Origin of the sequence: Burkholderia mycopellens (assembly GCF_964265025.1) — a bacterium.
Taxonomy (GTDB): domain Bacteria; phylum Pseudomonadota; class Gammaproteobacteria; order Burkholderiales; family Burkholderiaceae; genus Burkholderia.
This window is the reverse complement of sequence record NZ_OZ183802.1, coordinates 2,841,793-2,863,982: the sequence shown is the minus strand read 5'-3', so window position 1 is coordinate 2,863,982 and position 22,190 is coordinate 2,841,793. Positions and strand designations below refer to the sequence as shown.

General features: G+C 63.9%; 23 protein-coding genes. 18 read left to right on the top strand and 5 right to left on the bottom strand.

The annotated features are described in order from the left end of the window. Positions 1–57: 57 nt before the first annotated feature. The 15 genes from nuoG to ACPTTC_RS13160 all read left to right on the top strand — a co-directional run bounded on the left by nuoG (position 58) and on the right by ACPTTC_RS13160 (position 14,976). Positions 58–2,388: an NADH-quinone oxidoreductase subunit NuoG gene (gene nuoG, locus ACPTTC_RS13230; protein WP_423392738.1), complete on the top strand. Its 2,331-nt coding sequence runs from the start codon at positions 58–60 to the stop codon at positions 2,386–2,388. Next, the gene (gene nuoH, locus ACPTTC_RS13225) at positions 2,389–3,456 is read left to right on the top strand and encodes an NADH-quinone oxidoreductase subunit NuoH (RefSeq protein WP_175951140.1); all 1,068 of its coding nucleotides are present in this window, start codon (positions 2,389–2,391) and stop codon (positions 3,454–3,456) included. A gap of 12 nt (positions 3,457–3,468) precedes the next feature. Further along, positions 3,469–3,957 (top strand): NADH-quinone oxidoreductase subunit NuoI, encoded by a 489-nt coding sequence (nuoI, locus tag ACPTTC_RS13220; protein ID WP_011352695.1) that lies wholly within the window; start codon positions 3,469–3,471, stop codon positions 3,955–3,957. Between the two features lie 112 nt (positions 3,958–4,069). Beyond that, complete coding sequence (locus ACPTTC_RS13215) at positions 4,070–4,720, top strand: NADH-quinone oxidoreductase subunit J (RefSeq protein WP_069747466.1); 651 nt, start codon at positions 4,070–4,072, stop codon at positions 4,718–4,720. 18 nt (positions 4,721–4,738) lie between these two features. Continuing rightward, a complete protein-coding gene (gene nuoK, locus ACPTTC_RS13210; protein ID WP_006478272.1) occupies positions 4,739–5,044 on the top strand; it encodes an NADH-quinone oxidoreductase subunit NuoK in 306 nt (101 codons plus the stop codon). A gap of 17 nt (positions 5,045–5,061) precedes the next feature. Then, a complete protein-coding gene (gene nuoL, locus ACPTTC_RS13205) occupies positions 5,062–7,116 on the top strand; it encodes an NADH-quinone oxidoreductase subunit L (protein WP_226198855.1) in 2,055 nt (684 codons plus the stop codon). 17 nt (positions 7,117–7,133) lie between these two features. Next, positions 7,134–8,624, top strand: coding sequence for an NADH-quinone oxidoreductase subunit M (locus ACPTTC_RS13200; protein WP_021162817.1), 1,491 nt, complete (start codon positions 7,134–7,136; stop codon positions 8,622–8,624). A gap of 39 nt (positions 8,625–8,663) precedes the next feature. Then, positions 8,664–10,118 carry an NADH-quinone oxidoreductase subunit NuoN gene (gene nuoN / locus ACPTTC_RS13195; protein WP_175971534.1) on the top strand — a complete coding sequence of 485 codons (1,455 nt, stop codon included), beginning with the start codon at positions 8,664–8,666 and terminating at the stop codon, positions 10,116–10,118. Then, positions 10,118–10,414, top strand: coding sequence for a DUF2818 family protein (locus ACPTTC_RS13190; protein WP_046544751.1), 297 nt, complete (start codon positions 10,118–10,120; stop codon positions 10,412–10,414). The genes nuoN and ACPTTC_RS13190 overlap by 1 nt, the downstream gene beginning before the upstream one ends. A gap of 36 nt (positions 10,415–10,450) precedes the next feature. Continuing rightward, a complete protein-coding gene (locus ACPTTC_RS13185) occupies positions 10,451–11,041 on the top strand; it encodes an NUDIX domain-containing protein (RefSeq protein ID WP_175951142.1) in 591 nt (196 codons plus the stop codon). 136 nt (positions 11,042–11,177) lie between these two features. Further along, a complete protein-coding gene (locus ACPTTC_RS13180) occupies positions 11,178–11,600 on the top strand; it encodes a DUF1178 family protein (RefSeq protein WP_423392737.1) in 423 nt (140 codons plus the stop codon). A gap of 54 nt (positions 11,601–11,654) precedes the next feature. Continuing rightward, complete coding sequence (locus tag ACPTTC_RS13175; RefSeq protein WP_423392736.1) at positions 11,655–12,851, top strand: acyl-CoA dehydrogenase family protein; 1,197 nt, start codon at positions 11,655–11,657, stop codon at positions 12,849–12,851. A gap of 19 nt (positions 12,852–12,870) precedes the next feature. Next, complete coding sequence (locus ACPTTC_RS13170) at positions 12,871–14,004, top strand: acyl-CoA dehydrogenase family protein (RefSeq protein ID WP_423392735.1); 1,134 nt, start codon at positions 12,871–12,873, stop codon at positions 14,002–14,004. Positions 14,005–14,041: 37 nt separating this feature from the next. Beyond that, a complete protein-coding gene (locus ACPTTC_RS13165) occupies positions 14,042–14,503 on the top strand; it encodes a MaoC family dehydratase (RefSeq protein WP_175971442.1) in 462 nt (153 codons plus the stop codon). Further along, positions 14,500–14,976 carry a MaoC family dehydratase gene (locus ACPTTC_RS13160; RefSeq protein ID WP_423392734.1) on the top strand — a complete coding sequence of 159 codons (477 nt, stop codon included), beginning with the start codon at positions 14,500–14,502 and terminating at the stop codon, positions 14,974–14,976. Before ACPTTC_RS13165 ends, ACPTTC_RS13160 begins: the two co-directional genes overlap by 4 nt. A 47-nt stretch (positions 14,977–15,023) precedes the next feature. Here ACPTTC_RS13160 and ACPTTC_RS13155 read toward each other — a convergent pair whose 3' ends face one another. Beyond that, a complete protein-coding gene (locus tag ACPTTC_RS13155; RefSeq protein WP_423392733.1) occupies positions 15,024–15,716 on the bottom strand; it encodes a glutathione binding-like protein in 693 nt (230 codons plus the stop codon). A 242-nt stretch (positions 15,717–15,958) separates the two neighbouring features. Next, a complete protein-coding gene (locus tag ACPTTC_RS13150; RefSeq protein ID WP_423392732.1) occupies positions 15,959–16,750 on the bottom strand; it encodes an oxepin-CoA hydrolase, alternative type in 792 nt (263 codons plus the stop codon). Between the two features lie 202 nt (positions 16,751–16,952). Between ACPTTC_RS13150 and ACPTTC_RS13145 the strand changes: the two genes are divergently transcribed. Further along, a complete protein-coding gene (locus tag ACPTTC_RS13145; protein ID WP_423392731.1) occupies positions 16,953–17,609 on the top strand; it encodes a glutathione S-transferase in 657 nt (218 codons plus the stop codon). Between the two features lie 42 nt (positions 17,610–17,651). On the opposite strand, the gene ACPTTC_RS13140 is transcribed toward ACPTTC_RS13145, so the two are convergent. Both ACPTTC_RS13140 and ACPTTC_RS13135 read right to left on the bottom strand, forming a co-directional pair. Continuing rightward, positions 17,652–18,824, bottom strand: a complete 1,173-nt coding sequence (locus ACPTTC_RS13140) for a pyridoxal phosphate-dependent aminotransferase (protein ID WP_423392730.1) — start codon at positions 18,822–18,824, stop codon at positions 17,652–17,654. Positions 18,825–18,857: 33 nt separating this feature from the next. Beyond that, positions 18,858–19,337, bottom strand: coding sequence for a putative toxin-antitoxin system toxin component, PIN family (locus ACPTTC_RS13135; protein ID WP_423392729.1), 480 nt, complete (start codon positions 19,335–19,337; stop codon positions 18,858–18,860). A 57-nt stretch (positions 19,338–19,394) separates the two neighbouring features. On the opposite strand from ACPTTC_RS13135, the gene yaaA reads away from it, so the two are divergent. Continuing rightward, positions 19,395–20,177 (top strand): peroxide stress protein YaaA, encoded by a 783-nt coding sequence (yaaA, locus tag ACPTTC_RS13130; protein WP_423392728.1) that lies wholly within the window; start codon positions 19,395–19,397, stop codon positions 20,175–20,177. 88 nt (positions 20,178–20,265) lie between these two features. Then, positions 20,266–21,420 (top strand): M14 family metallopeptidase, encoded by a 1,155-nt coding sequence (locus ACPTTC_RS13125; RefSeq protein WP_423392727.1) that lies wholly within the window; start codon positions 20,266–20,268, stop codon positions 21,418–21,420. Positions 21,421–21,505: 85 nt separating this feature from the next. Here the strand turns inward: ACPTTC_RS13125 and ACPTTC_RS13120 are convergent, their stop codons facing one another. Beyond that, positions 21,506–22,162, bottom strand: a complete 657-nt coding sequence (locus tag ACPTTC_RS13120; RefSeq protein WP_423393358.1) for a BspC domain-containing protein — start codon at positions 22,160–22,162, stop codon at positions 21,506–21,508. Positions 22,163–22,190: the final 28 nt, after the last annotated feature.

Here is a 22,190-nt window from a genome sequence, read left to right as displayed (position 1 = left end):
CGCACGGTCGGGCGAAGGCGCGAACGGGCGGAAATAGGTTAAGGACCATTCACCATCATGGTTGAACTTGAAATAGACGGCAAGAAGGTCGAGGTGCCCGAAGGCAGCATGGTGATCCAGGCTGCGCACAAGGCGGATACGTACATTCCTCACTTCTGCTATCACAAGAAACTGTCGGTTGCGGCCAACTGCCGGATGTGTCTCGTCGAAGTCGAGAAGATGCCGAAGGCCGTGCCTGCCTGCGCGACCCCCGTGTCGGCCGGCATGATCGTCCATACGCAATCCGACAAGGCCGTGAAGGCGCAGCAGTCGGTGATGGAATTCCTCCTCATCAACCACCCGCTCGACTGCCCGATCTGCGATCAGGGCGGCGAATGCCAGCTGCAGGATCTGGCGGTCGGTTACGGCAAGTCGTCGTCGCGCTACTCGGAAGAGAAGCGCGTGGTGTTCCACAAGAACGTGGGCCCGCTGATCTCGATGGAAGAAATGTCGCGCTGCATCCATTGCACGCGCTGCGTCCGCTTCGGTCAGGAAGTCGCCGGCGTGATGGAGTTCGGCATGCTGGGCCGCGGCGAGCACTCGGAAATCACGACGTTCGTCGGCAAGACGGTCGATTCCGAAATGTCGGGCAACATGATCGACCTGTGCCCGGTCGGCGCGCTGACCAGCAAGCCATTCCGCTACAGCGCCCGTACGTGGGAACTGTCGCGCCGCAAGTCGGTGAGCCCGCACGATTCCGTCGGCGCGAACCTCGTCGTCCAAGTGAAGAACAACCGCGTGATGCGCGTGCTGCCGTTCGAGAACGAAGCCATCAACGAATGCTGGATCTCGGACAAGGATCGCTTCTCGTATGAAGGCCTCAACAGCGAAGAGCGCCTGACGAAGCCGATGCTGAAGCAGGGCGGCCAGTGGATCGAAACCGATTGGCAGACCGCACTCGAATACGTCGCGAAGGGCCTGAAGGGCATCGCCGCGGATCACGGCGCGAACGCGCTGGCGATGCTCGCGAGCGCGCACAGCACCGCTGAAGAGCTGTTCCTCGTGAAGCAGCTCGCCAACGAACTGAAGACGCCGAACGTCGATTTCCGTCTGCGTCAGCAGGATTTCTCGGCGCCGGCCCAGGGCGCACCGTGGCTCGGCATGCCGATCGCCGACCTGTCGAACGTGGACGCCGCGTTCGTCGTCGGTTCGTTCCTGCGCCGCGACCACCCGCTGTTCGCCGCCCGCCTGCGTCAGGCCGCGAAGAACGGCGCGAAGCTGCACTTCCTGCACGCGACCGGTGACGACGCACTGATCCCAACCGCGCAGCGCATCGTTGCCGCACCGTCGGCATGGCTCGACCAGCTGGCCGGTATCGCAGCGGCCGTCGCGCAACTGCGCGGCGTCGCACTGCCCGACACGCTCGCGGGCGTCACGGCATCGTCGGCCGCGCAGGCCGTCGCCCAGTCGCTCGCGAACGGCGAACGCCGCGCGGTGCTGCTCGGCAACGTCGCGGTCCGCCATCCGGAATTCGCAAAGCTGCACGCCGTCGCCAAGTGGATCGCCGATAACACCGGCGCCACGTTCGGCTTCCTGACGGAAGCGGCGAACACGGTTGGCGCGCACGTCGTCGGCGCGCTGCCGGGCGAAGGCGGCCTGAACGCACGCGAAGCGTTCGCGCAGCCGCGCAAGGGCTACGTGCTGCTGAACGTCGAACCGGAATTCGACACCGCAGATCCGGCACAGGCGCTTGCCGCGCTGAACCAGGCGGAAATGGTCGTCGTGATGTCGCCGTTCAAGCACGGCCTCGACTACGCCGACGTGCTGCTGCCGGTTGCGCCGTTCACGGAAACGGCCGGTACGTACGTGAATGCGGAAGGCACCGTGCAGAGCTTCAACGGCGTCGTGCGCCCGCTCGGCGACACGCGTCCGGGCTGGAAGGTGCTGCGCGTGCTCGGCAGCCTGCTCGGCCTGCCGAACTTCGAATACGAGACCGTGGAAGACGTGCGTCTCGCAGCACTTGGCGACGCCGGCGTCGCGAGCCGCCTGTCGAACCAGACGTCGGTTGCGCCGGTGCGCGTTGCGGCGAATGCCGCGAACGGCGGTTTCGAGCGCCTGGCCGATGTGCCGATCTATCACGCCGACGCACTCGTGCGCCGCGCAGGTGCGTTGCACCTGACGGCCGCCGCGAAGGCGGCGAATGCCGCAGCCCTGCCGGCCGCGCTGTTCGACAAGCTGGGCTTGAAGGAAGGCGACGCGGTGCGCGTGCGCCAGGGCGAGCGTGCGGTGCAGTTGCCGGCCGTGCGCGACGCGAATCTTGCGGAGACCGTCGTTCGCGTGTCGGCGGCGACGCCTGCCGGCGCAGCGCTCGGTAGCCTGTCCGGTGAACTGGTGGTGGAGAAGGCGTAAATGAGCTTGTTCGATACGATCAACGCGGGCGGGTCCCAGCTTCTCGGCTTCGCGTGGCCGACGGTGTGGGCAATCGTGCGCATCCTCGTCGTCTCCGTCGTCATCCTGCTGTGCGTCGCGTACCTGATTCTGTGGGAACGCAAGCTGATCGGCTGGATGCACGTGCGTCTCGGCCCGAACCGCGTCGGCCCCGGCGGCCTGCTGCAGCCGATCGCCGACGTGCTGAAGCTGCTGCTGAAGGAAGTCATTCAGCCGAGCGCCGCGAGCCGCTGGCTGTACCTGATCGCGCCGGTCATGACCGTCGTGCCGGCATTCGCGGTGTGGGCGGTGATCCCGTTCCAGGCGGAAGCCGTTCTCGCGAACGTGAACGCGGGCCTGCTGTACGCGATGGCGATCTCGTCGATCGGCGTGTACGCGGTGATTCTCGCGGGCTGGGCGTCGAACTCGAAGTACGCGTTCCTCGGCGCGATGCGTGCCGCGGCGCAGATGGTGTCGTACGAAATCTCGATGGGCTTCGCGCTGGTGCTGGTGCTGATGACGGCCGGCAGCCTGAACCTGTCGGAAATCGTCGGCTCGCAGCAGCACGGCTTCTTCGCGGGCCACGGCGTGAACTTCCTGTCGTGGAACTGGCTGCCGCTGCTGCCGGCGTTCGTCGTGTACTTCATCTCGGGCATCGCCGAAACGAACCGCCACCCGTTCGACGTGGTGGAAGGGGAGTCGGAAATCGTTGCCGGTCACATGATCGATTACTCGGGTATGGCGTTCGCGCTGTTCTTCCTCGCCGAGTACATCAACATGATCGTGATCTCGGCGCTGGCCTCCACGCTGTTCCTCGGTGGCTGGGACGCACCGTTCGAATTCCTGTCGTTCATCCCGGGCATCTTCTGGCTGGTGCTGAAGATATTCGCGCTGCTGTCGGTGTTCATCTGGGTTCGCGCGACGTTCCCGCGTTTCCGTTACGACCAGATCATGCGCTTGGGCTGGAAGGTGTTCCTGCCCGTCACGGTGGTCTGGGTGGTCGTGGTCGGCTTCTGGATGATGTCGCCGCTCAACATCTGGGTGAAGTAATCGGACGAAATCATGAGCGCAATCCAACACTTCTTTAAGACCTTCTTCCTGACCGAGCTCCTGCAGGGGCTCGCGCTGACCGGCCGTTACACGTTCAAGCGCAAGGTCACCGTGCAGTTCCCGGAAGAGAAGACGCCGATTTCGCCGCGTTTCCGCGGGCTGCACGCACTGCGTCGCTACGAAAACGGCGAAGAGCGCTGCATCGCGTGCAAGCTGTGCGAGGCCGTGTGCCCCGCGATGGCGATCACGATCGAGTCGGAAACGCGCGCGGACAACACGCGCCGCACGACGCGCTACGACATCGACCTGACGAAGTGCATCTTCTGCGGTTTCTGCGAAGAGAGCTGCCCGGTCGATTCGATCGTCGAGACGCAGATTCTCGAGTACCACGGCGAAAAGCGCGGCGACCTGTATTTCACGAAGGAAATGCTGCTCGCGGTGGGCGATCGCTACGAGAAGGACATCGCCGCGGCGAAGGCTGCCGACGCGCCGTATCGTTGATTGTGTTTGCAGTGCCGGCCCGAAGCCAGGGCCGAGCCGCCGCGACGGGTGCGGCACGCGAGTGCGTCCCGCAAGCCGCGCCTGACTATGGCCTAACGATGAACCGGTAATCATGGAATTCACGACCGTACTGTTCTACATCTTCGCGCTGCTCCTGGTGGTATCAGGGCTGAAGGTGATCACTTCGCGCAACCCGGTGGCGTCTGCGCTTTTCCTTGTGCTGGCGTTCTTCAACGCCGCCGCGATCTGGATGCTGCTGGAGGCGGAGTTCCTCGCGATCCTGCTGGTGCTGGTCTACGTGGGCGCCGTGATGGTGCTGTTCCTGTTCGTCGTGATGATGCTCGACATCAACATCGACTACCTGCGCCGCGACTTCAAGCGCTTCGTCCCGATGGCGACCGTGGTCGGCGCGATCATCGTGATCGAAACCGCACTGATCCTGTGGCGCGGCTACGGCGACACGCAGACGGTGCACGCGATGGCGACGGGCGAGATGGCCAACTGGTCGAACACGCGCCTGATCGGCAAGGTGATCTACACCGACTATATCTTCGCGTTTGAAATCGCCGGCCTCGTGCTGCTGGTCGCGATCATTGCCGCGATCGGGCTGACCGAGCGCAAGGGCAAGGACAGCAAGCGCCAGCGCGTGTCGGATCAGGTCAAGGTGCGCCGCAACGATCGCGTGCGCCTCGTGAAGATGGACGCGGAAAAGCCGCAGCCGGAAACGGCGCAGAGCGAAGCCGGTTCGAGCACCAACGGCTAAGCGGAGGAAAAGAAAACCATGCTGACTCTTGCTCACTACCTCGTGCTCGGCGCGATCCTCTTTGCGATCGCGATCGTCGGGATCTTTCTGAACCGCCGCAACGTCATCATCATCCTGATGTCGATCGAGCTGATGCTGCTGGCGGTGAATACCAACTTCGTCGCGTTTTCGCACTATCTCGGCGATGTGCACGGCCAGATCTTCGTGTTCTTCGTGCTGACTGTCGCTGCAGCGGAAGCCGCGATCGGTCTTGCGATTCTGGTGACCCTGTTCCGTAAGCTCGACACGATCAATGTCGAGGATCTCGATCAGCTCAAAGGTTAATTTCAGGCAACGCTGTTATGTCAACGACACTCAATGAAAACCTGCTGCTGGCGATTCCGCTCGCTCCGCTGGCCGGCTCGCTGATTGCGGGGCTGTTCGGGAACGCAGTCGGGCGCAAGGGCGCACACCGGATCACGATCCTCGGCGTCATGATCGCGTTCCTCCTGTCGGCGAAAGTCTTCTTCGACGTGATGGGCGGCGCAAGCTTCAACGCGACCGTCTACGAATGGATGAACGTCGGCTCGCTGAAGCTCGAAATCGGCTTCCTCGTCGATTCGCTGACCGCGATGATGATGGTCGTCGTGACCTTCGTCTCGCTGATGGTGCACGTGTACACGATCGGCTACATGGCGGAAGAAGACGGCTATCAGCGCTTCTTCTCGTACATCTCGCTGTTCACGTTTTCGATGCTGATGCTCGTGATGAGCAACAACTTCCTGCAGCTGTTCTTCGGCTGGGAAGCGGTGGGTCTGGTGTCGTACCTGCTGATCGGCTTCTACTTCACGCGTGAGAGCGCGATCTACGCGAACATGAAGGCGTTCCTCGTGAACCGCGTGGGCGACTTCGGCTTCCTGCTCGGCATCGGCCTGCTGCTCGCATTCGCCGGCTCGATGAACTACGGCGAAGTGTTCGCGAAGCGCGCTGAGCTCGCGAGCCTGCACTTCCCGGGCACCGACTGGGGCCTGCTGACCGTCGCCTGTATCTGCCTGTTCATCGGCGCGATGGGTAAGTCGGCACAGTTCCCGCTGCACGTGTGGCTGCCGGACTCGATGGAAGGCCCGACCCCGATCTCCGCGCTGATTCACGCGGCGACGATGGTGACCGCCGGCATCTTCATGGTGTCGCGGATGTCGCCGCTGTTCGAGCTGTCGGATACCGCGCTGTCGTTCATCACGGTGATCGGCGCGATCACGGCGCTCTTCATGGGCTTCCTCGGTATCGTCCAGAACGACATCAAGCGCGTGGTCGCGTACTCGACGCTGTCGCAGCTCGGCTACATGACCGTCGCGCTCGGCGTGTCCGCTTACCCGGTCGCCGTGTTCCACCTGATGACGCACGCGTTCTTCAAGGCGCTGCTGTTCCTCGGCGCAGGCTCGGTCATCATGGGCATGCACCACGACCAGGACATGCGCAACATGGGCGGCCTGCGCAAGTACATGCCGATCACGTGGATCACGTCGCTCGTCGGTTCGCTCGCGCTGATCGGCACGCCGTTCTTCTCGGGCTTCTACTCGAAGGACTCGATCATCGACGCGGTGAAGCTGTCGCACCTGCCGGGTTCGGGCTTCGCATACTTCGCGGTCGTCGCGAGCGTATTCGTCACCGCGCTGTACTCGTTCCGCATGTACTTCCTGGTGTTCCACGGCGAAGAGCGCTTCCGCAAGCCGAAGCATCCGGAATCGCCGATGGGCATGGCAGCCGCGCACGGTCATGACGACCACGGCCATGGCCACGGTCATGACGATCACGCGCACGAACCGCACGAGACCCCGTGGGTCGTGTGGGTGCCGCTGGTTCTGCTGGCGATCCCGTCGGTCATCATCGGCGCGCTCGCGATCAGCCCGATGCTGTTCGGTGACTTCTTCCAGCACGGCGTTGCATTCGACAAGGTGATCTTCATCGGCGAAAACCATCCGGCGCTCGAGGAAATGGGCCATGAATTCACCAACTGGTGGAGCATGGGCCTGCACTCGGTGTCGGGCCTGCCGGTCTGGCTCGCGCTCGCCGGTGTCGTTGTCGCCTGGTTCCTGTACCTGAAGCGTCCGGAGCTGCCGGCGTCGATCCGCCGCGCGTTCGGCCCGATCTACACGCTGCTGGACAACAAGTACTACATGGACAAGATCAACGAAGTGGTGTTCGCCCGAGGTTCGGTGGCGATCGGCCGCGGCCTGTGGAAGGAGGGTGACGTCGTGGTGATCGACGGCCTCGTCAACGGCAGCGCCCGGTTCATCGGCTGGTTCGCCGGCGTGATCCGCTTCCTCCAATCCGGTTACATCTATCACTACGCGTTCGCCATGATCATCGGCATGCTGGGGCTCCTGACCCTGTTTGTAACGCTCGGCGGCAAATAAGGCGGGGGGACAACTTAATGCACGCTTTTCCGATTCTCAGTACCGCGATCTGGCTGCCGATCGTTTTCGGCCTCCTCGTGCTTGCGGTGGGTAACGACAAAAATCCGGGGACGGCCCGCTGGATCGCGCTGATCGGTTCGCTGCTCGGCCTGGCGGTCACGATTCCGCTGATCACCGGCTTCGATTCGAGCACGGCTGCGCTGCAGTTCGTCGAGAAGTCGACCTGGATCGAGCGCTTCGACATCGCGTATCACCTCGGCGTCGACGGCATCTCGATGTGGTTCGTCGTGCTGACCGCGCTGATCACGGTGATCGTCGTGATCGCCGCATGGGAAGTGATCACCGAGAACGTCGCGCAGTACCTCGCGGCGTTCCTGATCCTGTCCGGGATCATGATCGGCGTATTCTCGGCGGCCGACGGCCTGCTGTTCTACGTGTTCTTCGAAGCGACCCTGATCCCGATGTACATCATCATCGGCGTGTGGGGCGGCCCGAACCGCGTGTATGCGGCATTCAAGTTCTTCCTGTACACGCTGGCCGGCTCGCTGCTGATGCTGGTCGCGCTGATCTACCTGTACACGGAAACGCATTCGTTCGACCTCGCGACGTGGCAGAACGCCAAGATCGCGATGACGCCGCAGATCCTGCTGTTCATCGCGTTCTTCCTCGCGTTCGCGGTGAAGGTGCCGATGTGGCCGGTCCACACCTGGCTGCCGGACGCGCACGTGGAAGCGCCGACGGGCGGCTCGGTCGTGCTGGCTGCGATCATGCTGAAGCTCGGCGCTTACGGTTTCCTGCGCTTCTCGCTGCCGATCACGCCTGACGCGAGCCACTTCCTGGCGCCCGTCGTGATCACGCTGTCGCTGATCGCGGTGATCTACATCGGCCTCGTCGCGATGGTGCAGGCCGACATGAAGAAGCTGGTCGCGTATTCGTCGATCGCGCACATGGGTTTCGTCACGCTCGGCTTCTTCATCTTCAACCAGCTCGGCGTCGAAGGCGCGATCATCCAGATGATCTCGCACGGCTTCGTGTCGGGCGCGATGTTCCTCTGCATCGGCGTGCTGTACGACCGCGTGCACTCGCGTCAGATCGCCGACTACGGTGGCGTCGTCAACGTGATGCCGAAGTTTGCGGCTTTCGCGATGCTGTTCTCGATGGCCAACTGCGGGCTGCCGGGTACGTCGGGTTTCGTCGGCGAGTTCATGGTGATTCTCGCGGCCGTCCAGTACAACTTCTGGATCGCATTCGGCGCGGCGTTCACGCTGATCCTCGGCGCTGCCTACACGCTGTGGATGTACAAGCGCGTGTACTTCGGCGCGGTCGCGAACGATCACGTCGCCAAGCTGAAGGACATCGGCCGTCGCGAATTCCTGATGCTGGCCGTGCTCGCCGCGTTCACGCTGCTGATGGGCCTTTATCCGAAGCCTTTCACCGACGTGATGCACGTTTCCGTGGAAAACCTCCTCTCCCATGTCGCGCAGTCCAAGCTGCCGCTGGCGCAGTAATCGCGAGCGGAGGAACTCAAGATCATGCAAAACGCTCCTATGAATGTCCTGTTGCCTGACGCGCTGGTGATGGCCGCCATCGTCGTCGCATGGCTGAACGACACCTTTACCGGCGCCTCCGGCCGCCGCCTGACCTATCTGATCGCGGTCGTATCGTCGGTCGTCGCCGGCGTGTGGTTCGCGGTGCAGGCGCTCGACCCGCAGCAGTACTACTTCTTCTCGAAGATGGTCGTCGTCGACTCGTTCGCGAGCATGATGAAGGCTGTCGTGTCGTTCGGTTTCGCGGTCTCGCTCGTCTATTCGCGCAAGTACCTCGAAGATCGCGACATGTTCCGCGGGGACGTGTTCCTGCTCGGCATGTTCTCGCTGCTCGGTCAGCTGGTCATGGTGTCGGGCAACAACTTCCTGACGCTGTACCTCGGTCTCGAACTGATGTCGCTGTCGCTGTACGCAGTCATCGCGCTGCGCCGTGACGCCGCGCAGTCGAGCGAAGCCGCGATGAAGTACTACGTGCTGGGTGCGCTCGCATCGGGCTTCGTGCTGTACGGCATCTCGATGCTGTACGGCGCGACCGGCTCGCTCGAGCTGGGCGAGGTGTACAAGGCGGTCGGCGGCAACACCGACGCAGCCGTGCTGATGTTCGGCGTGGTCTTCATCGTCGCGGGTATCGCGTTCAAGCTCGGCGCCGTGCCGTTCCACATGTGGGTGCCGGACGTCTACCAGGGCGCACCGACTGCGATGACGCTGTTCGTCGGCGGCGGCCCGAAGGTTGCCGCGTTCGCATGGGGTCTGCGCTTCCTGGTGATGGGCCTGCTGCCGCTCGCACAGAACTGGCAGACCGCGCTCGTGATCCTCGCCGCGCTGTCGCTGATCGTCGGCAACATCACCGGTATCGTCCAGCGCAACATCAAGCGAATGCTCGCGTACTCGGCGATCTCGAACATGGGCTTCGTGCTGCTCGGCCTGCTCGCGGGCATCGTGAAGGGCGACGCGACGGCGCCGGCGAACGCATACAGCTCGGCGATGTTCTACGCGATCGTCTACCTGATCACGACGCTCGGCTCGTTCGGCGTGGTGATGCTGCTCGCACGCCGCGATTTCGAAGCCGAGACGATCGACGACTTCAAGGGCCTCAACAAGCGCAGCCCGGTGTTCGCGTTCGTGATGATGGTCATGATGTTCTCGCTGGCAGGTATTCCGCCGACCGTCGGCTTCTACGCGAAGCTCGCCGTGCTCGAGGCGACCGTCAACGCGGGCCTCACGTGGCTGGCCGTGCTGGCCGTGGTCACGTCGCTGTTCGGCGCGTTCTACTACCTGCGCATCGTGAAGCTGATGTACTTCGATGCACCGCAGGATACGACGCCGATCTCGGGCGATTTCTGCAAGCGCACGATCCTCGTGCTGAACGGCCTGGCGGTCGTCGCGCTCGGCCTGATCCCGAGCCCGCTGCTGACGGCCTGCCTGCAGGCAATTCGTCACACGCTGCCGCTGTAATGTCGGCAGCCGGCTGGTTTATCGTGCTGTTGGCGCTCGTCTGCGCCAACCTGCCGTTCCTGAACCAACGCCTCTTCGCCGTCGTGCCGTTCGGCACGGCGAAGAAGAGCGGGTGGGTGCGGATCGGCGAGCTGATCGTGCTGTACTTCATCGTCGGCGCACTCGGCTTCTGGCTCGAGTCGCGCGCCGGCAACCGCTTCGAACAAGGCTGGCAGTTCTACGCGATCACGTTCAGTCTTTTCGTCGTGTTCGCGTTTCCCGGCTTCACGTTCCAGTATCTCGTCAAACGACGCTGACGGCTTCGGCCGTCGCGCTCATTCCCGGAGCCGCCGATGGCCGAACTACCCAATCACGACGCCGCACTGACCGAAACCTGCCTCGAAAGCGAGGCGATCTTCGAAGGCGCGTTCCTCAAGCTCAAGCGTGATACCGTCCGTCTTCCGGACGGTAAGAAGGCCACGCGCGAATACGTCCAGCATCCGGGCGCGGTGATGGTGATCCCGCTGTTCGACGACGGCCGCGTGCTGATGGAAAGCCAGTATCGCTACCCGATCGGCAAGGTGATGGCCGAATTCCCGGCCGGCAAGCTCGATCCTGACGAAGGCGCGCTCGCATGCGCGGTGCGCGAACTGCGCGAAGAAACCGGCTACACGGCACGCGAGTACGTGTTCCTGGCCCGGATTCACCCGATCATTTCCTATTCGACCGAATTCATCGACCTGTACCTGGCGCGCGGGCTCACGGCCGGCGAGCGCAAGCTCGACGAAGGCGAATTCCTCGAGACCTTCATCGCGACGCAGGCCGATCTGCAGGAATGGGTGCGTACGGGCCAGATTTCCGATGTGAAGACGATCATCGGCGCGATGTGGCTCGACAAGGTGCTGTCCGGCACGTGGCCGCTCGGGCCGGTCCTGACGCCCTGAGCGCGGCGTCAGCGGCGGGTGGGGCACCGCGTTACAATCTGGTGACGCGGCGCCGCCGCGTCGCGCGACCGATATTTAGCACGACCGTTCACAAAACCGCTTTTTGCGCTACACTCGTTACACGCCCTGATTCAGCATGAAGGTCCTCGATTTACAGTGCCCGCACGATCATCGGTTCGAAGGCTGGTTCGCTTCCGCCGATGAATTCGAAGCGCAGTTGTCCCGCAAGCTGGTCGAATGTCCGGTGTGCGGAACGACCGAGGTCAACCGTCTGCCGTCGGCGCCGCGCCTGAACTTGTCGGGCGCGACGCAGGCACAGCCGGCTGATCCGCGTGCGCTGCAGGCGCAGGTGATGCGTGCGCTGCGCGAGGTGCTGGAGAAAACCGAGAACGTGGGCGAGCGCTTCGCCGAGGAAGCGCGGCGCATCCATTACAACGAGGCGCCGGCACGCAGCATTCGTGGCGTTACGACGCCGGAAGATGCGCAATCCTTGGTCGAAGAAGGCATCGACGTGATGCCGCTGCCGATTCCCGCCGCGCTGAAAGAACCGCTGCAATGACGTACGCAGTGGATCCTCGCCGGGCCGGACGGCCGTGGCGAGGAGACACTGCGCATGGATCTGGATTATTCCCCCGCCGACGACGCGTTCCGCGTCGACGTTCGCGCCTGGCTCGAGGCCAACCTGCCTCACGCACTGCGCGCCAAAGTACTCGATCACAAACGACTCGGCCGCGAGGATTTCGCGAGCTGGCATCGGATTCTCGGCCAGCGCGGCTGGTCCGCGCCCGCGTGGCCGGTTGAATATGGCGGCCCGGGCTGGAACGCGACGCAACGGCACATATGGGACGAGGAGTGCGCGCGGATCGGCGCGCCGACCGTGCTGCCGTTCGGCGTATCGATGGTCGCGCCCGTGTTGATGAAATACGGCAGCGAAGCGCAGAAACGTCATTATCTGCCGCGCATTCTCGACGGCTCCGACTGGTGGTGCCAGGGCTACTCGGAGCCGGGTTCGGGATCCGACCTCGCATCGTTGCGCACGCGTGCCGAGCGCCGGGGCGACCACTACGTCGTCAATGGCCAGAAGACCTGGACGACGCTCGGCCAGTACGCCGACATGATGTTCTGCCTCGTGCGTACCGATCCGGCGGCGAAGAAACAGGAGGGCATCTCGTTCCTGCTGATCGACATGAAGACGCCCGGTATCACCGTGCGCCCGATCGTCATGCTCGACGAGGACCACGAGGTCAACGAGGTGTTCTTCGAGGATGTGAAGGTGCCGGTCGACAATCTCGTCGGCGACGAGAACCGCGGCTGGACCTACGCGAAATACCTGCTTGGCCATGAGCGCACCGGCATCGCGCGAGTCGGTGCGTCGAAGCGCGAGCTCGCGTTCCTGAAGCGCGTGGCGTCGAACCAGCGCAAGAACGGCAAGCCGTTGCTCGCCGATCCCGTGTTCGCCGCGAAGGTCGCGGCGCTCGAGGTCGAGCTGATGGCGCTCGAGGTGACGGTGCTGCGCGTCGTCAGTCGCGAGACGAGCGGGAAGGGGCCGGGCCCCGAGGCGTCGATGCTGAAGATCAAGGGCACGGAAGTGCAGCAGGCGCTCACCGAGTTGATGGTCGACGCGATCGGCCCGCTCGCCGCACCGTTCGACGTACCGTTCCTCGACGGCCAGCGCGAGCACAGCGCCGCGGGCGACGACGATGCGGCACCGCTTGCCGCGTACTACTTCAATTACCGGAAGACGTCGATCTACGGCGGTTCGAACGAGATCCAGAAGAACATCATCGCGCAGATGATTCTGGGGCTGTGATCAGGGAACGGAGACAACCATGGATTTCAGCTTTACCGATGAGCAGCAGCAGTTCGCCGACGCGCTACGTCGTTATCTCGGCGAGCAATACGGCTTCGAAGCGCGCCAGGCCATCGTGCGCAGTGACGCGGGCGTGTCGGACACGCAATGGCGCGCGTTCACCGAACTGGGGTTGACCGCGCTGCCCGTGCCGGACGCGCAGGGCGGCTTCGGCGGCGGTCCGGTCGACATGCTGGTCGTGATGCAGGAGCTCGGCCGCGCGCTCGTGATCGAGCCGTACTGGGCAACGACGGTGGGCGTCGAGGCCTTGCGTATCGCCGGCGGCGGCGCCGGTGAGGATGCGGCGCTGCTGGAGGCGATCGCGCAGGGGCAGAAGCGCGTGGCGGTTGCGTTCCACGAACCGCATGCGCGCTACGACCTGTTCGAAATCGACACGCATGCGCGCGAGCAGGGCGGCACGTCGCGGCTGACCGGCACAAAGTCGGTCGTTCAGCATGGCGCACAGGCGGATGTGTGGATCGTGCCCGCACGCGTCGACGGCGGCGGCATCGGCCTCTTCGTCGTCGAACGGAATGCCGCGAACGCGAAGGTGGTCGACTACCGGACGATCGACGGTCAGCGTGCTGCGACGATCGAATTCGATGAAACGCCGGCGCGACTGCTGACGGGCGGTGCGCGCGATGCTGCGGCCCTCGAGCAGGTTGCCGATTACGCGACGTTCCTGCTGTGCGCGGAAGCGGTCGGCGCGCTCGACGAACTGAATCGCGCCACGGTCGAATACACGAAGACGCGCGAGCAGTTCGGCGTGCCGATCGCGCGTTTCCAGGCGCTACAGCACCGGATGGTCGACATGCTGATCCACGCCGAGCAGGCACGTTCGCTGACCTACCTGGCGGCCGTACGCTACGCGAGCGGCGATGCCGATGCGCGGAGGAAGGCCGTGTCGGCCGCGAAAGCACGTGTCGGCGCTGCCGCTCGCTTCGTCGGCCAGCAGGCCGTTCAACTGCACGGCGGTATGGGCGTGACCAACGAGGTCGCCGCCGCGCACCTGTTCAAGCGGCTGACGATCATCGAGACGACGCTCGGCGACACCGATCATCATCTTGCCCGCATCGCGGCGCTGCCCGATTTCGCGCAGACCGACGCGGCATGACGGCGACGCGAGAGCGCGCCACACAAGGAGACACCTAGTGGGCATCAGTTACGAAGACCTGGTGGTCGGCAGTACCACCGAAGTGGGCCGTTACACGTTCGAACCCGACGACATCAAGGCGTTCGCGCAACGCTATGATCCGCAGCCGTTCCATCTCGACGAAGAGGCCGGGAAAGCATCGCATTTCGGCGGGCTCGTCGCGAGCGGCTGGCATACGTGTTCGGTGTTCATGAGCCTGCTCGTCAAGAAGCTCGGGTCGGACTCGACGAGCATGGGCTCGCCCGGCATCGATTCGATTCGCTGGCTCAAGCCGGTGCGCGCCGGCGACACGATCACGATGTATCAGAAGGTCCACGACAAGCGCGTGTCGGAGAGCAAACCCGACCGCGGCATCGTGTCGACGGAGTGGGTCGGCGTGAACGGCGCCGGCGAGACGGTGATCACCGTGCATACCAAGGTGATCTTCGGGTTGCGCCACCCGGGAGGCAAGCAAGCATGACCGGCGCGACCATGCCGCTGATCGCATCGGCACAAGCGCTGCAGGCACGTGTGGGCGCAGAGCCGCTCGCGAGCGGCTGGATCGCGATCGACCAGCGCCGTGTGGATGGCTTTGCCGATGCGACCGGCGATCATCAATGGATTCACGTCGATCCCGAACGCGCGCGGCGCGAATCTCCGTTCGGCGGCTCGATCGCGCACGGGTTCCTGACGCTGTCGCTGATTCCGGCGTTGATGGCCGATGCGATGCGTTTCGAGCAGAAGATGGGCGTGAACTACGGACTGAACCGCGTGCGGTTCCTGAAGCCGGTGCCGGTCGGCGCGCGCGTGCGTGCGCTCTTTGCGGTAAAGGAAACCGCCGAGGCCGCGCGGGACGGTGTGCAGGTGACGTGGTCGGTGACGATGCAGGTCGAGCGCCCCGACGCGCCACTGCCTGTTTGCGCGGCGGAATTCATCACGCAGCATTACTTCTGAAGCGCGGGGCGGCATGCACGGATGCCGCTCCGTTTTTCACATGCGCGTCAATGCTTCGCGTATTGCGTCGCGCCGAACAGCACCTCGCGCGCCTTGTCGTCCTGCAGCGCCTTGCGCAGCGACGCGAGAACTTCGACGCCGCGCTGCACGGCCGGTCGTGCGGCGATCGCGTCGTACCAGCGCTTCACATTCGGCAATTCGTCGAGCACGATGCCCTGGTTCTGCCACGAGCGCGTCCACGGGAACGTCGCAATGTCCGCGATCGTGTACGCGTCGCCCGCGAGATATTCGGATTCGCCGAGACGCTTGTCCATCACGTTGTACAGGCGCTTCGCTTCGTTCGTGTAGCGGTTGACCGCATAGTCGATCTTCTCGGGCGCATACAGGCGGAAGTGGTGCGCCTGTCCGAGCATCGGGCCGACCCCGCCCATCTGGAACATCAGCCATTCGAGCGTCGCATAGCGTGCGGCTGGATCGGTCGGCAGGAACTTGCCGGTCTTCTCCGCGAGGTAGATCAGGATGGCGCCCGATTCGAACAGCGAGATCGGCTTGCCGCCGGGGCCGTCCGGATCGACGATCGCGGGGATCTTGTTGTTCGGGCTGATCTTCAGGAACTCCGGCTTGAACTGGTCGCCGGCGCCGATATCGACCGGGTGGGCACGATAAGCGAGGCCCGTTTCCTCGAGCATGATGTGCACCTTGTGGCCGTTCGGGGTCGCCCAGCTATAGACGTCGATCATCGTGAACTCCTTTGTTGCATGCGCGAAAACGGCGCAGGCAGCGCCGTGACAGGCGGTCATTAGAGCATGGATCGATGCGGGCTGCTGGCGACGGAAATGGGCGCGCCGATGCGCGTGCGCGCGTGTCGGGCTACATCGCGTCGGGGGCGCATGTCATCCTCAGTCGTCGAGATGGAGGCGCGGCCGTGCCGCATCGGGTCGATGCGGTGGCGACGTGTCAATTCGAAAGCGGGCGCGACGGTTCAGCGCTTGTAGCGGGGCGGGCGTTTCTCGAGAAATGCGGTGATGCCTTCGAGCCCGTCCGCATGATGCAGCGATGCGACGAAATGATCGCGCTCCGTCGCGAGATGCGCGTCGAGCGGTTGCGACGTTGCGTCGTCGAGCAGTGACTTGATGCGCGTGAGTGCATTCGGCGAGATGCCGGCGAGCGTATCGGCCCACGCCAGCGCATCAGCCAGTGCCGCGCCGGGCGCGGCGAGCCGGTTGACGACGCCAAGCGTGTGCAGACGTTCGGCTGCGACGGGCTTGCCTTCGAACAGAATCTCGGCCGCGATCGCACGCGGCAGCGCGCGCGCAATAAACCACGAACCGCCCCCGTCGGGCGTCAGGCCGACGCGCGCGTACGACATCACGAACTTCGCATCGTGCGCGGCAACGATCAGGTCGCACGCGAGCGCGAGCGAGAAGCCCGCGCCGGCCGCGGCGCCTTCGACCGCAGCGATCACCGGCTTCGTCGAAGCGTGGATCGCCGTCACCCATGCGGCGAGCTGATCGATGCTGTCGGCCTGATAGGACGGATCCTTCGAGCGGTTGTCGAGCAGCCGGTTCAGGTTGCCGCCCGCGCAGAAGAAGCGATCGGCGCCGGTGAGCACGACCGCGCGAATCCCGGGATCGCGTTCGGCGGTGGCGAGCGCTTCGATGCCGGCTGCGTACATGTCGGGATGCAGCGCATTGCGTGCGCCGGGATTGGATAGCGTGAGGACGAGCGTCGATTCGCTCTCGGGTGGACGCGAGGCCAGCAGTTCAGCACTCATGCGAGCGTGTCTCCATCGGATGGCGGGGCTGCGGCAGCGGGCGCATAGCGCACGCTGATGCGGCCGATGCAGTAGCAGAAATATTGTTGCCGTGACGAACGCAAAACTTGCTTTAGACTAGCACGAACGTGCTTTTCAGCGCGATGAATCCCGAAGCGGCCGGCATCGATACGGCCGCGCTTCAGCAAGGAAGGAGACCCTGATGCTACAGCTGTGCGGTATTCCGTTGTCCAACTACTACAACAAGGTGAAGTTCGTCCTGCTCGAGCACGACATTCCGTTCGAGGAGTCGGTATGCGGATTGCCGATCACCGATCCGGCGCAACTCGCCGATTCGCCGCTCGGCAAGATTCCATTTCTGAAGACCGAAGAAGGCGCGCTGTTCGAGTCGCAGGTGATCATCGAGTACCTGGCAGCGCGCTATCCCGAGAAAGGCATCTTTCCGGCAAGCCCGTTTGCAGGTGCGAAGGTGCGCGAACTGATCGAGACGCTCGAACTGTATCTCGAATGGGTGGCGCGCGAGGTCTACACCGAAGCGTTTTTCGGCGGCAAGGTCAGCGACGGGACGAAGGCGCACGTCGAGAAGCGCCTGCTGCGCGCGATCGATTCGTTTAGGCAGATGACGCAGTTTTCGCCGTATGTGCTCGGCGAGTCGTTCGGACTCGCCGACATCGCCGCCTGGGTCCACCTGCCGGTCATCGGCATGGCGACGAAAGCCATATTCGGACGCGATTTCCTGCTCGATGCAGGCATCGACTGGAAAGCGCATGCGAAGAAGGTGGGCGAGCGGCCTGCAGCGCAGCGCGTGGCGGCCGAGCGCAAGGCGTATATCGACGCGACGAGCGTCGCGCGTTCGTAAGCGCGGTTCCCGCAGGGCGGCGTGCGACCGCCCGTGCGGGTCTTACAGGCGGGCGAGCCGTTCGAGCGCGGACGCGAGCGTGCTTTCCTGCTTCGCGAAGCAGAATCGGACGACGCCCGATTCGTGCGGCTCGTGATAGAACGCCGACACCGGAATGGCGGCCACGCCGATCTCCGACGTGAGCCACTTCGAGAATTCCGCTTCCGGCAGGTCGCTGATCGCCGAATAATCGACGCACTGAAAGTACGTGCCCGTGCAGGGCAGCAGCTTGAAGCGCGTGCGTTCGAGGCCAGTCCGGAAAAAGTCGCGCTTCTTCTGGTAGAAGTCGGCAAGCGTCAGGTACGGCGCCGGGTCGCGCAGGTAGTCGGCGAGCCCGATCTGCATCGGCGTATTCACCGTGAATACGTTGAACTGGTGGACCTTGCGGAATTCCGCGGTCAGTGCCGCAGGCGCCGCGACATAGCCGACTTTCCAGCCCGTGACGTGATAGGTCTTGCCGAAGCTCGACACGATGAAGCTGCGCGCGGCGAGTTCCGGATAGCGTGCGACGCTCTCGTGGCGCGCGCCGTCATAGACCATGTGCTCGTAGACCTCGTCGGACAGGATCAGCACGTTGGTGCCACGCACGATCTCTTCGAGCTTGCGCATGTCCGCCTCGCGCCACACGGTACCCGTCGGGTTATGCGGCGTGTTGATCAGGATCATGCGTGTTGTCGGCGTAATCGCGGCCGCCAGACGGTCGAACGGGATTGCGTAGTCGGGCGCCTCCAGCGTGACGAACACGGGCTTGCCGCCCGCGAGTTCGATCGACGGCAGGTAGCTGTCGTAGGTCGGTTCGACGACGATCACTTCATCACCGGGATGCACCGTGCACAGGATCGCCGTCAGCAGTGCCTGCGTCGCGCCGGCCGTGACGGTGATCTCGGTCGCCGGATCGTAACGCCGGCCATAGACCTGCGCGATCTTGTCTGCGATCGCGTCGCGCAGCGGCGCGACTCCGGCCATCGGCGGATACTGGTTGTGCCCGTTGTGCATCGCGCCGGCAACCGCATCGACGATGCGCGGATCGCAGTCGAAATCCGGAAAGCCCTGGCCGAGGTTCACCGCGCCTTTTTCTGCGGCAAGCGCGCTCATGACCGTGAAGATCGTCGTGCCGACGTTCGGCAGGCGCGAGGGGAAAACGGGAGTCGTTGGCATGTCTGAAGGAGCGTTCATCGATACGGTCGAAATCGGGTGGTGGTGCGTGCGTCAGGCCGGCGTGGCGTCGAGCGCGCAAGCCTCGGCAAAGGGCGCAGGCTGCGCGATCCTGAAGCCGAAGTCGCGTGCAGTGCGCTTCGCGAGCTTCAGCAGCGCGCGGTCTTTGGACACGAGCCAATCGGCCTGGGCGGCGCGGGCGAGTTCGAGAAACTTCTGGTCGTCGCGGTCCTTGCACTTCGGCAGCGGCGGCGCGTCGGCATCGACGGCCGGCGGCTCCACGAGGCTCGCCAGGCGGGCGACGGTCGCGAGCGCAGCCGCCTTGTCGACAGCGCGCGCCTGGAACTGCGGATAATCGAGCACATACTCGAGTTCGGTCAGGCAGCGGCCGTCGATCACGGCGGCAAGCGTGCCGCGTTCGAGCGCGGCACGGATCGGGCGCGTGGCAGGGTCGTCGAATACGAGGATGTCGATCCAGACGTTCGAGTCGAGCACGACGCGATGCGCGGCATGCGGGGCGAGAGAGCGGGTCATTCGTTACAATCGGTGGTTTTCGTCTGACCGCAAGGCACGGCGTGCCAGCGAGCCTCTATGATAATCGTTCTCTCTCCAGCCAAATCCCTCGACTACGATACGCCCGCGCACGTCCAGTCTTACACGAAGCCTGCATTCGTCGACGACGCGTCGGAGCTGATCGACAGCCTGCGCAAGCTGTCGCCGCAGGACATCGCGACGCTGATGGATATCTCCGATCCGCTCGCACGCCTGAATTTCCAGCGTTACGCCGACTGGTCGCCGATCTTTACGCCGGCCAACGCGAAACAGGCCGTGCTCGCGTTCAATGGCGACGTATATGAAGGATTCGACGCCAAATCGCTGTCACCCGCCGATCTCGACTATGCGCAGCAGCACGTGCGCGTGCTGTCGGGCCTGTATGGGCTATTGCGTCCGCTCGACCTGCTGCAGCCGTACCGGCTCGAGATGGGTACGCGCTTCGCGAACGCGCGCGGCAAGGATCTGTACGCGTTCTGGGGCAACCGCATCACGCAGGCGCTGAACGAACAGCTCGAAACGCGCAGCGGCGCGGCGCGCGTGCTGGTCAACTGCGCATCGACCGAATACTTCAAGTCGGTCAAGCCGAAACTCCTGGCCGCGCCCGTCATCACGCCGGTTTTCGAGGACTGGAAGGGCGGCCGCTACAAGATCATCAGCTTCCATGCAAAGCGTGCACGCGGCCTGATGGCGCGTTTTATCGTCGAGAACCGTATTGCCGACCCGAAGGCGCTGAAGGATTTCGCGACGGAAGGCTATGCGTTCGATGCGGCTGCGTCGAATGATTCGACTTACGTATATCGCCGGCGAGTCGGCGAGTGACCCTGCCGGCCGTTCACGAGACGGCCGGCGCATGCATGAGGCCGGGCAAGCGCTACACCGCCTGTTCTGGTCGTCCAAGGAGAGACAGATGGCCCTTTCGATCACCAGCAATTTCGACGCAGGCGCAATCGACGTCGTGTCGTGCGACAGTCCCGATGCGATTCGGCTGCGCGTGCGCGGCGACACCCGCTCGGAATTCGCGCAATGGTTTTACTACCGCTTGACCGGCGCGCGCGGCGAGCGCTGCGTGATGACGTTCGAGAATGCTGCCGAATGCGCGTATCCGTCGGGCTGGCGCAATTACAGCGCGGTGGCGAGCTATGACCGGGTCGACTGGTTCCGCGTGCCGACGAGGTTCGACGGCAAGACGATGACCATCGACCATACGCCGGAATTCGACAGCATCTATTACGCGTATTTCGAACCGTACTCGGAAGAGCGTCACGCGGCATTTCTCGGCGCGGTCCAGCAGTTGCCGCAGGCGAGCGTCGTTGAACTCGGCCGCACGGTCGAGGGCCGTCCGATGTCGCTGCTGACGCTCGGTACGCCGGAAACCGACGGCACGCCGAAGAAGAAGGTGTGGATCATCGCGCGCCAGCATCCTGGTGAGTCGATGGCCGAATGGTTCGTCGAAGGCCTCGTCAAGCGGCTGGCCGGATGGGGTGATTGGGCGGGCGATCCGGTCGCGCGCAAGCTGTACGATCGTGCGACGTTCCATATCGTCCCGAACATGAACCCGGACGGCAGTGTGCATGGCAACCTGCGCACCAACGCGGCAGGCGCGAACCTGAACCGCGAGTGGATGGCGCCCGATGCCGAGCGCAGTCCCGAGGTGCTGGCCGTGCGCGATGCAATCCACGCGATCGGCTGCGACATGTTCTTCGACATTCACGGCGACGAGGATCTGCCGTACGTGTTCGTTGCAGGGTCGGAGATGCTGCCGAGCTTTACCGAGCAGCAGGGTAAGGAGCAGACCGCGTTCATCGAAGCGTTCAAGGTCGCGAGCCCCGACTTCCAGACTGAGCACGGCTATGCCGCGAGCAAGTACAAGGAGGACGCGCTCAAGCTCGCGTCGAAGTACATCGGCCATCAGTTCGGCTGCCTGTCGCTGACGCTCGAGATGCCGTTCAAGGACAACGCCAACCTGCCCGACGAACGAGTCGGCTGGAACGGCGAGCGCAGCGCGGCGCTTGGCGCGGCGATGCTGGCGGCGATCCTGGTGCACGTCGACACGTTCGCGTAAGCGTAGCGTCGCGACATGAGAAAAAAAGCCGGGGCATCTCAGGATGCCCCGGCTTTTTTGCTTCTGTCGATGATGCTTCGCCGTATCAGGACTTCTTCGCGTTTTTTTTCTTCACGACCTTCTTCTGGCCGCTCGACTTTTTCGTTGCAACGGCCTTCTTACTGCCGGTGCGGCTCGATGCCTTTGCCTTGCCCTTGCCTCGGTGCGTCTTGCCCTTGAATTTCTTCGTCGAGGACGAGGAGCGCTCGACGCGCGGCTTAAGCGGCGGAACCGGGTCGTTCCAGCTGAACGCGAGCATTTGCTGACCGACATAGCCGCATCGGAATTTCAGCGGCGTCGGGTCGCTGCCGTCGCCGTGGATGCCGAGGCCGTCGACCGTGACGATATTGTCGACCTTCACGCGCTGCTTGCCCTGGTCGAACGAGTCGTTCCATGGCGTGATCGTCGCGTTGCCGCTGTCAAATGCGTTCGGCGCGAAGTCGACGCGGTCGAAGGCAGACGACGTACTGGCAATGAAGCTGCCGTGCGCTGCACAATCGGCGGCGAGCGGATCGGCATGCATTTCGTTGACGAATTTGTTGATCAGTTCGGAGCGCTGGTCGAGCAGATCGGCGAATGCCGGTGTCGGAAGCGCAAGCGACAGGCCCGCAATACAGGCTGCCAGCTTGCCGAGCGCCCGGAAAATCCGGAGCGACGCAGGAGAGCTGTCCATCTGGTTATTGGTGAGGAGCGAATGAGGCATCGGGCACGTATAGATGCCCGATGAAGAA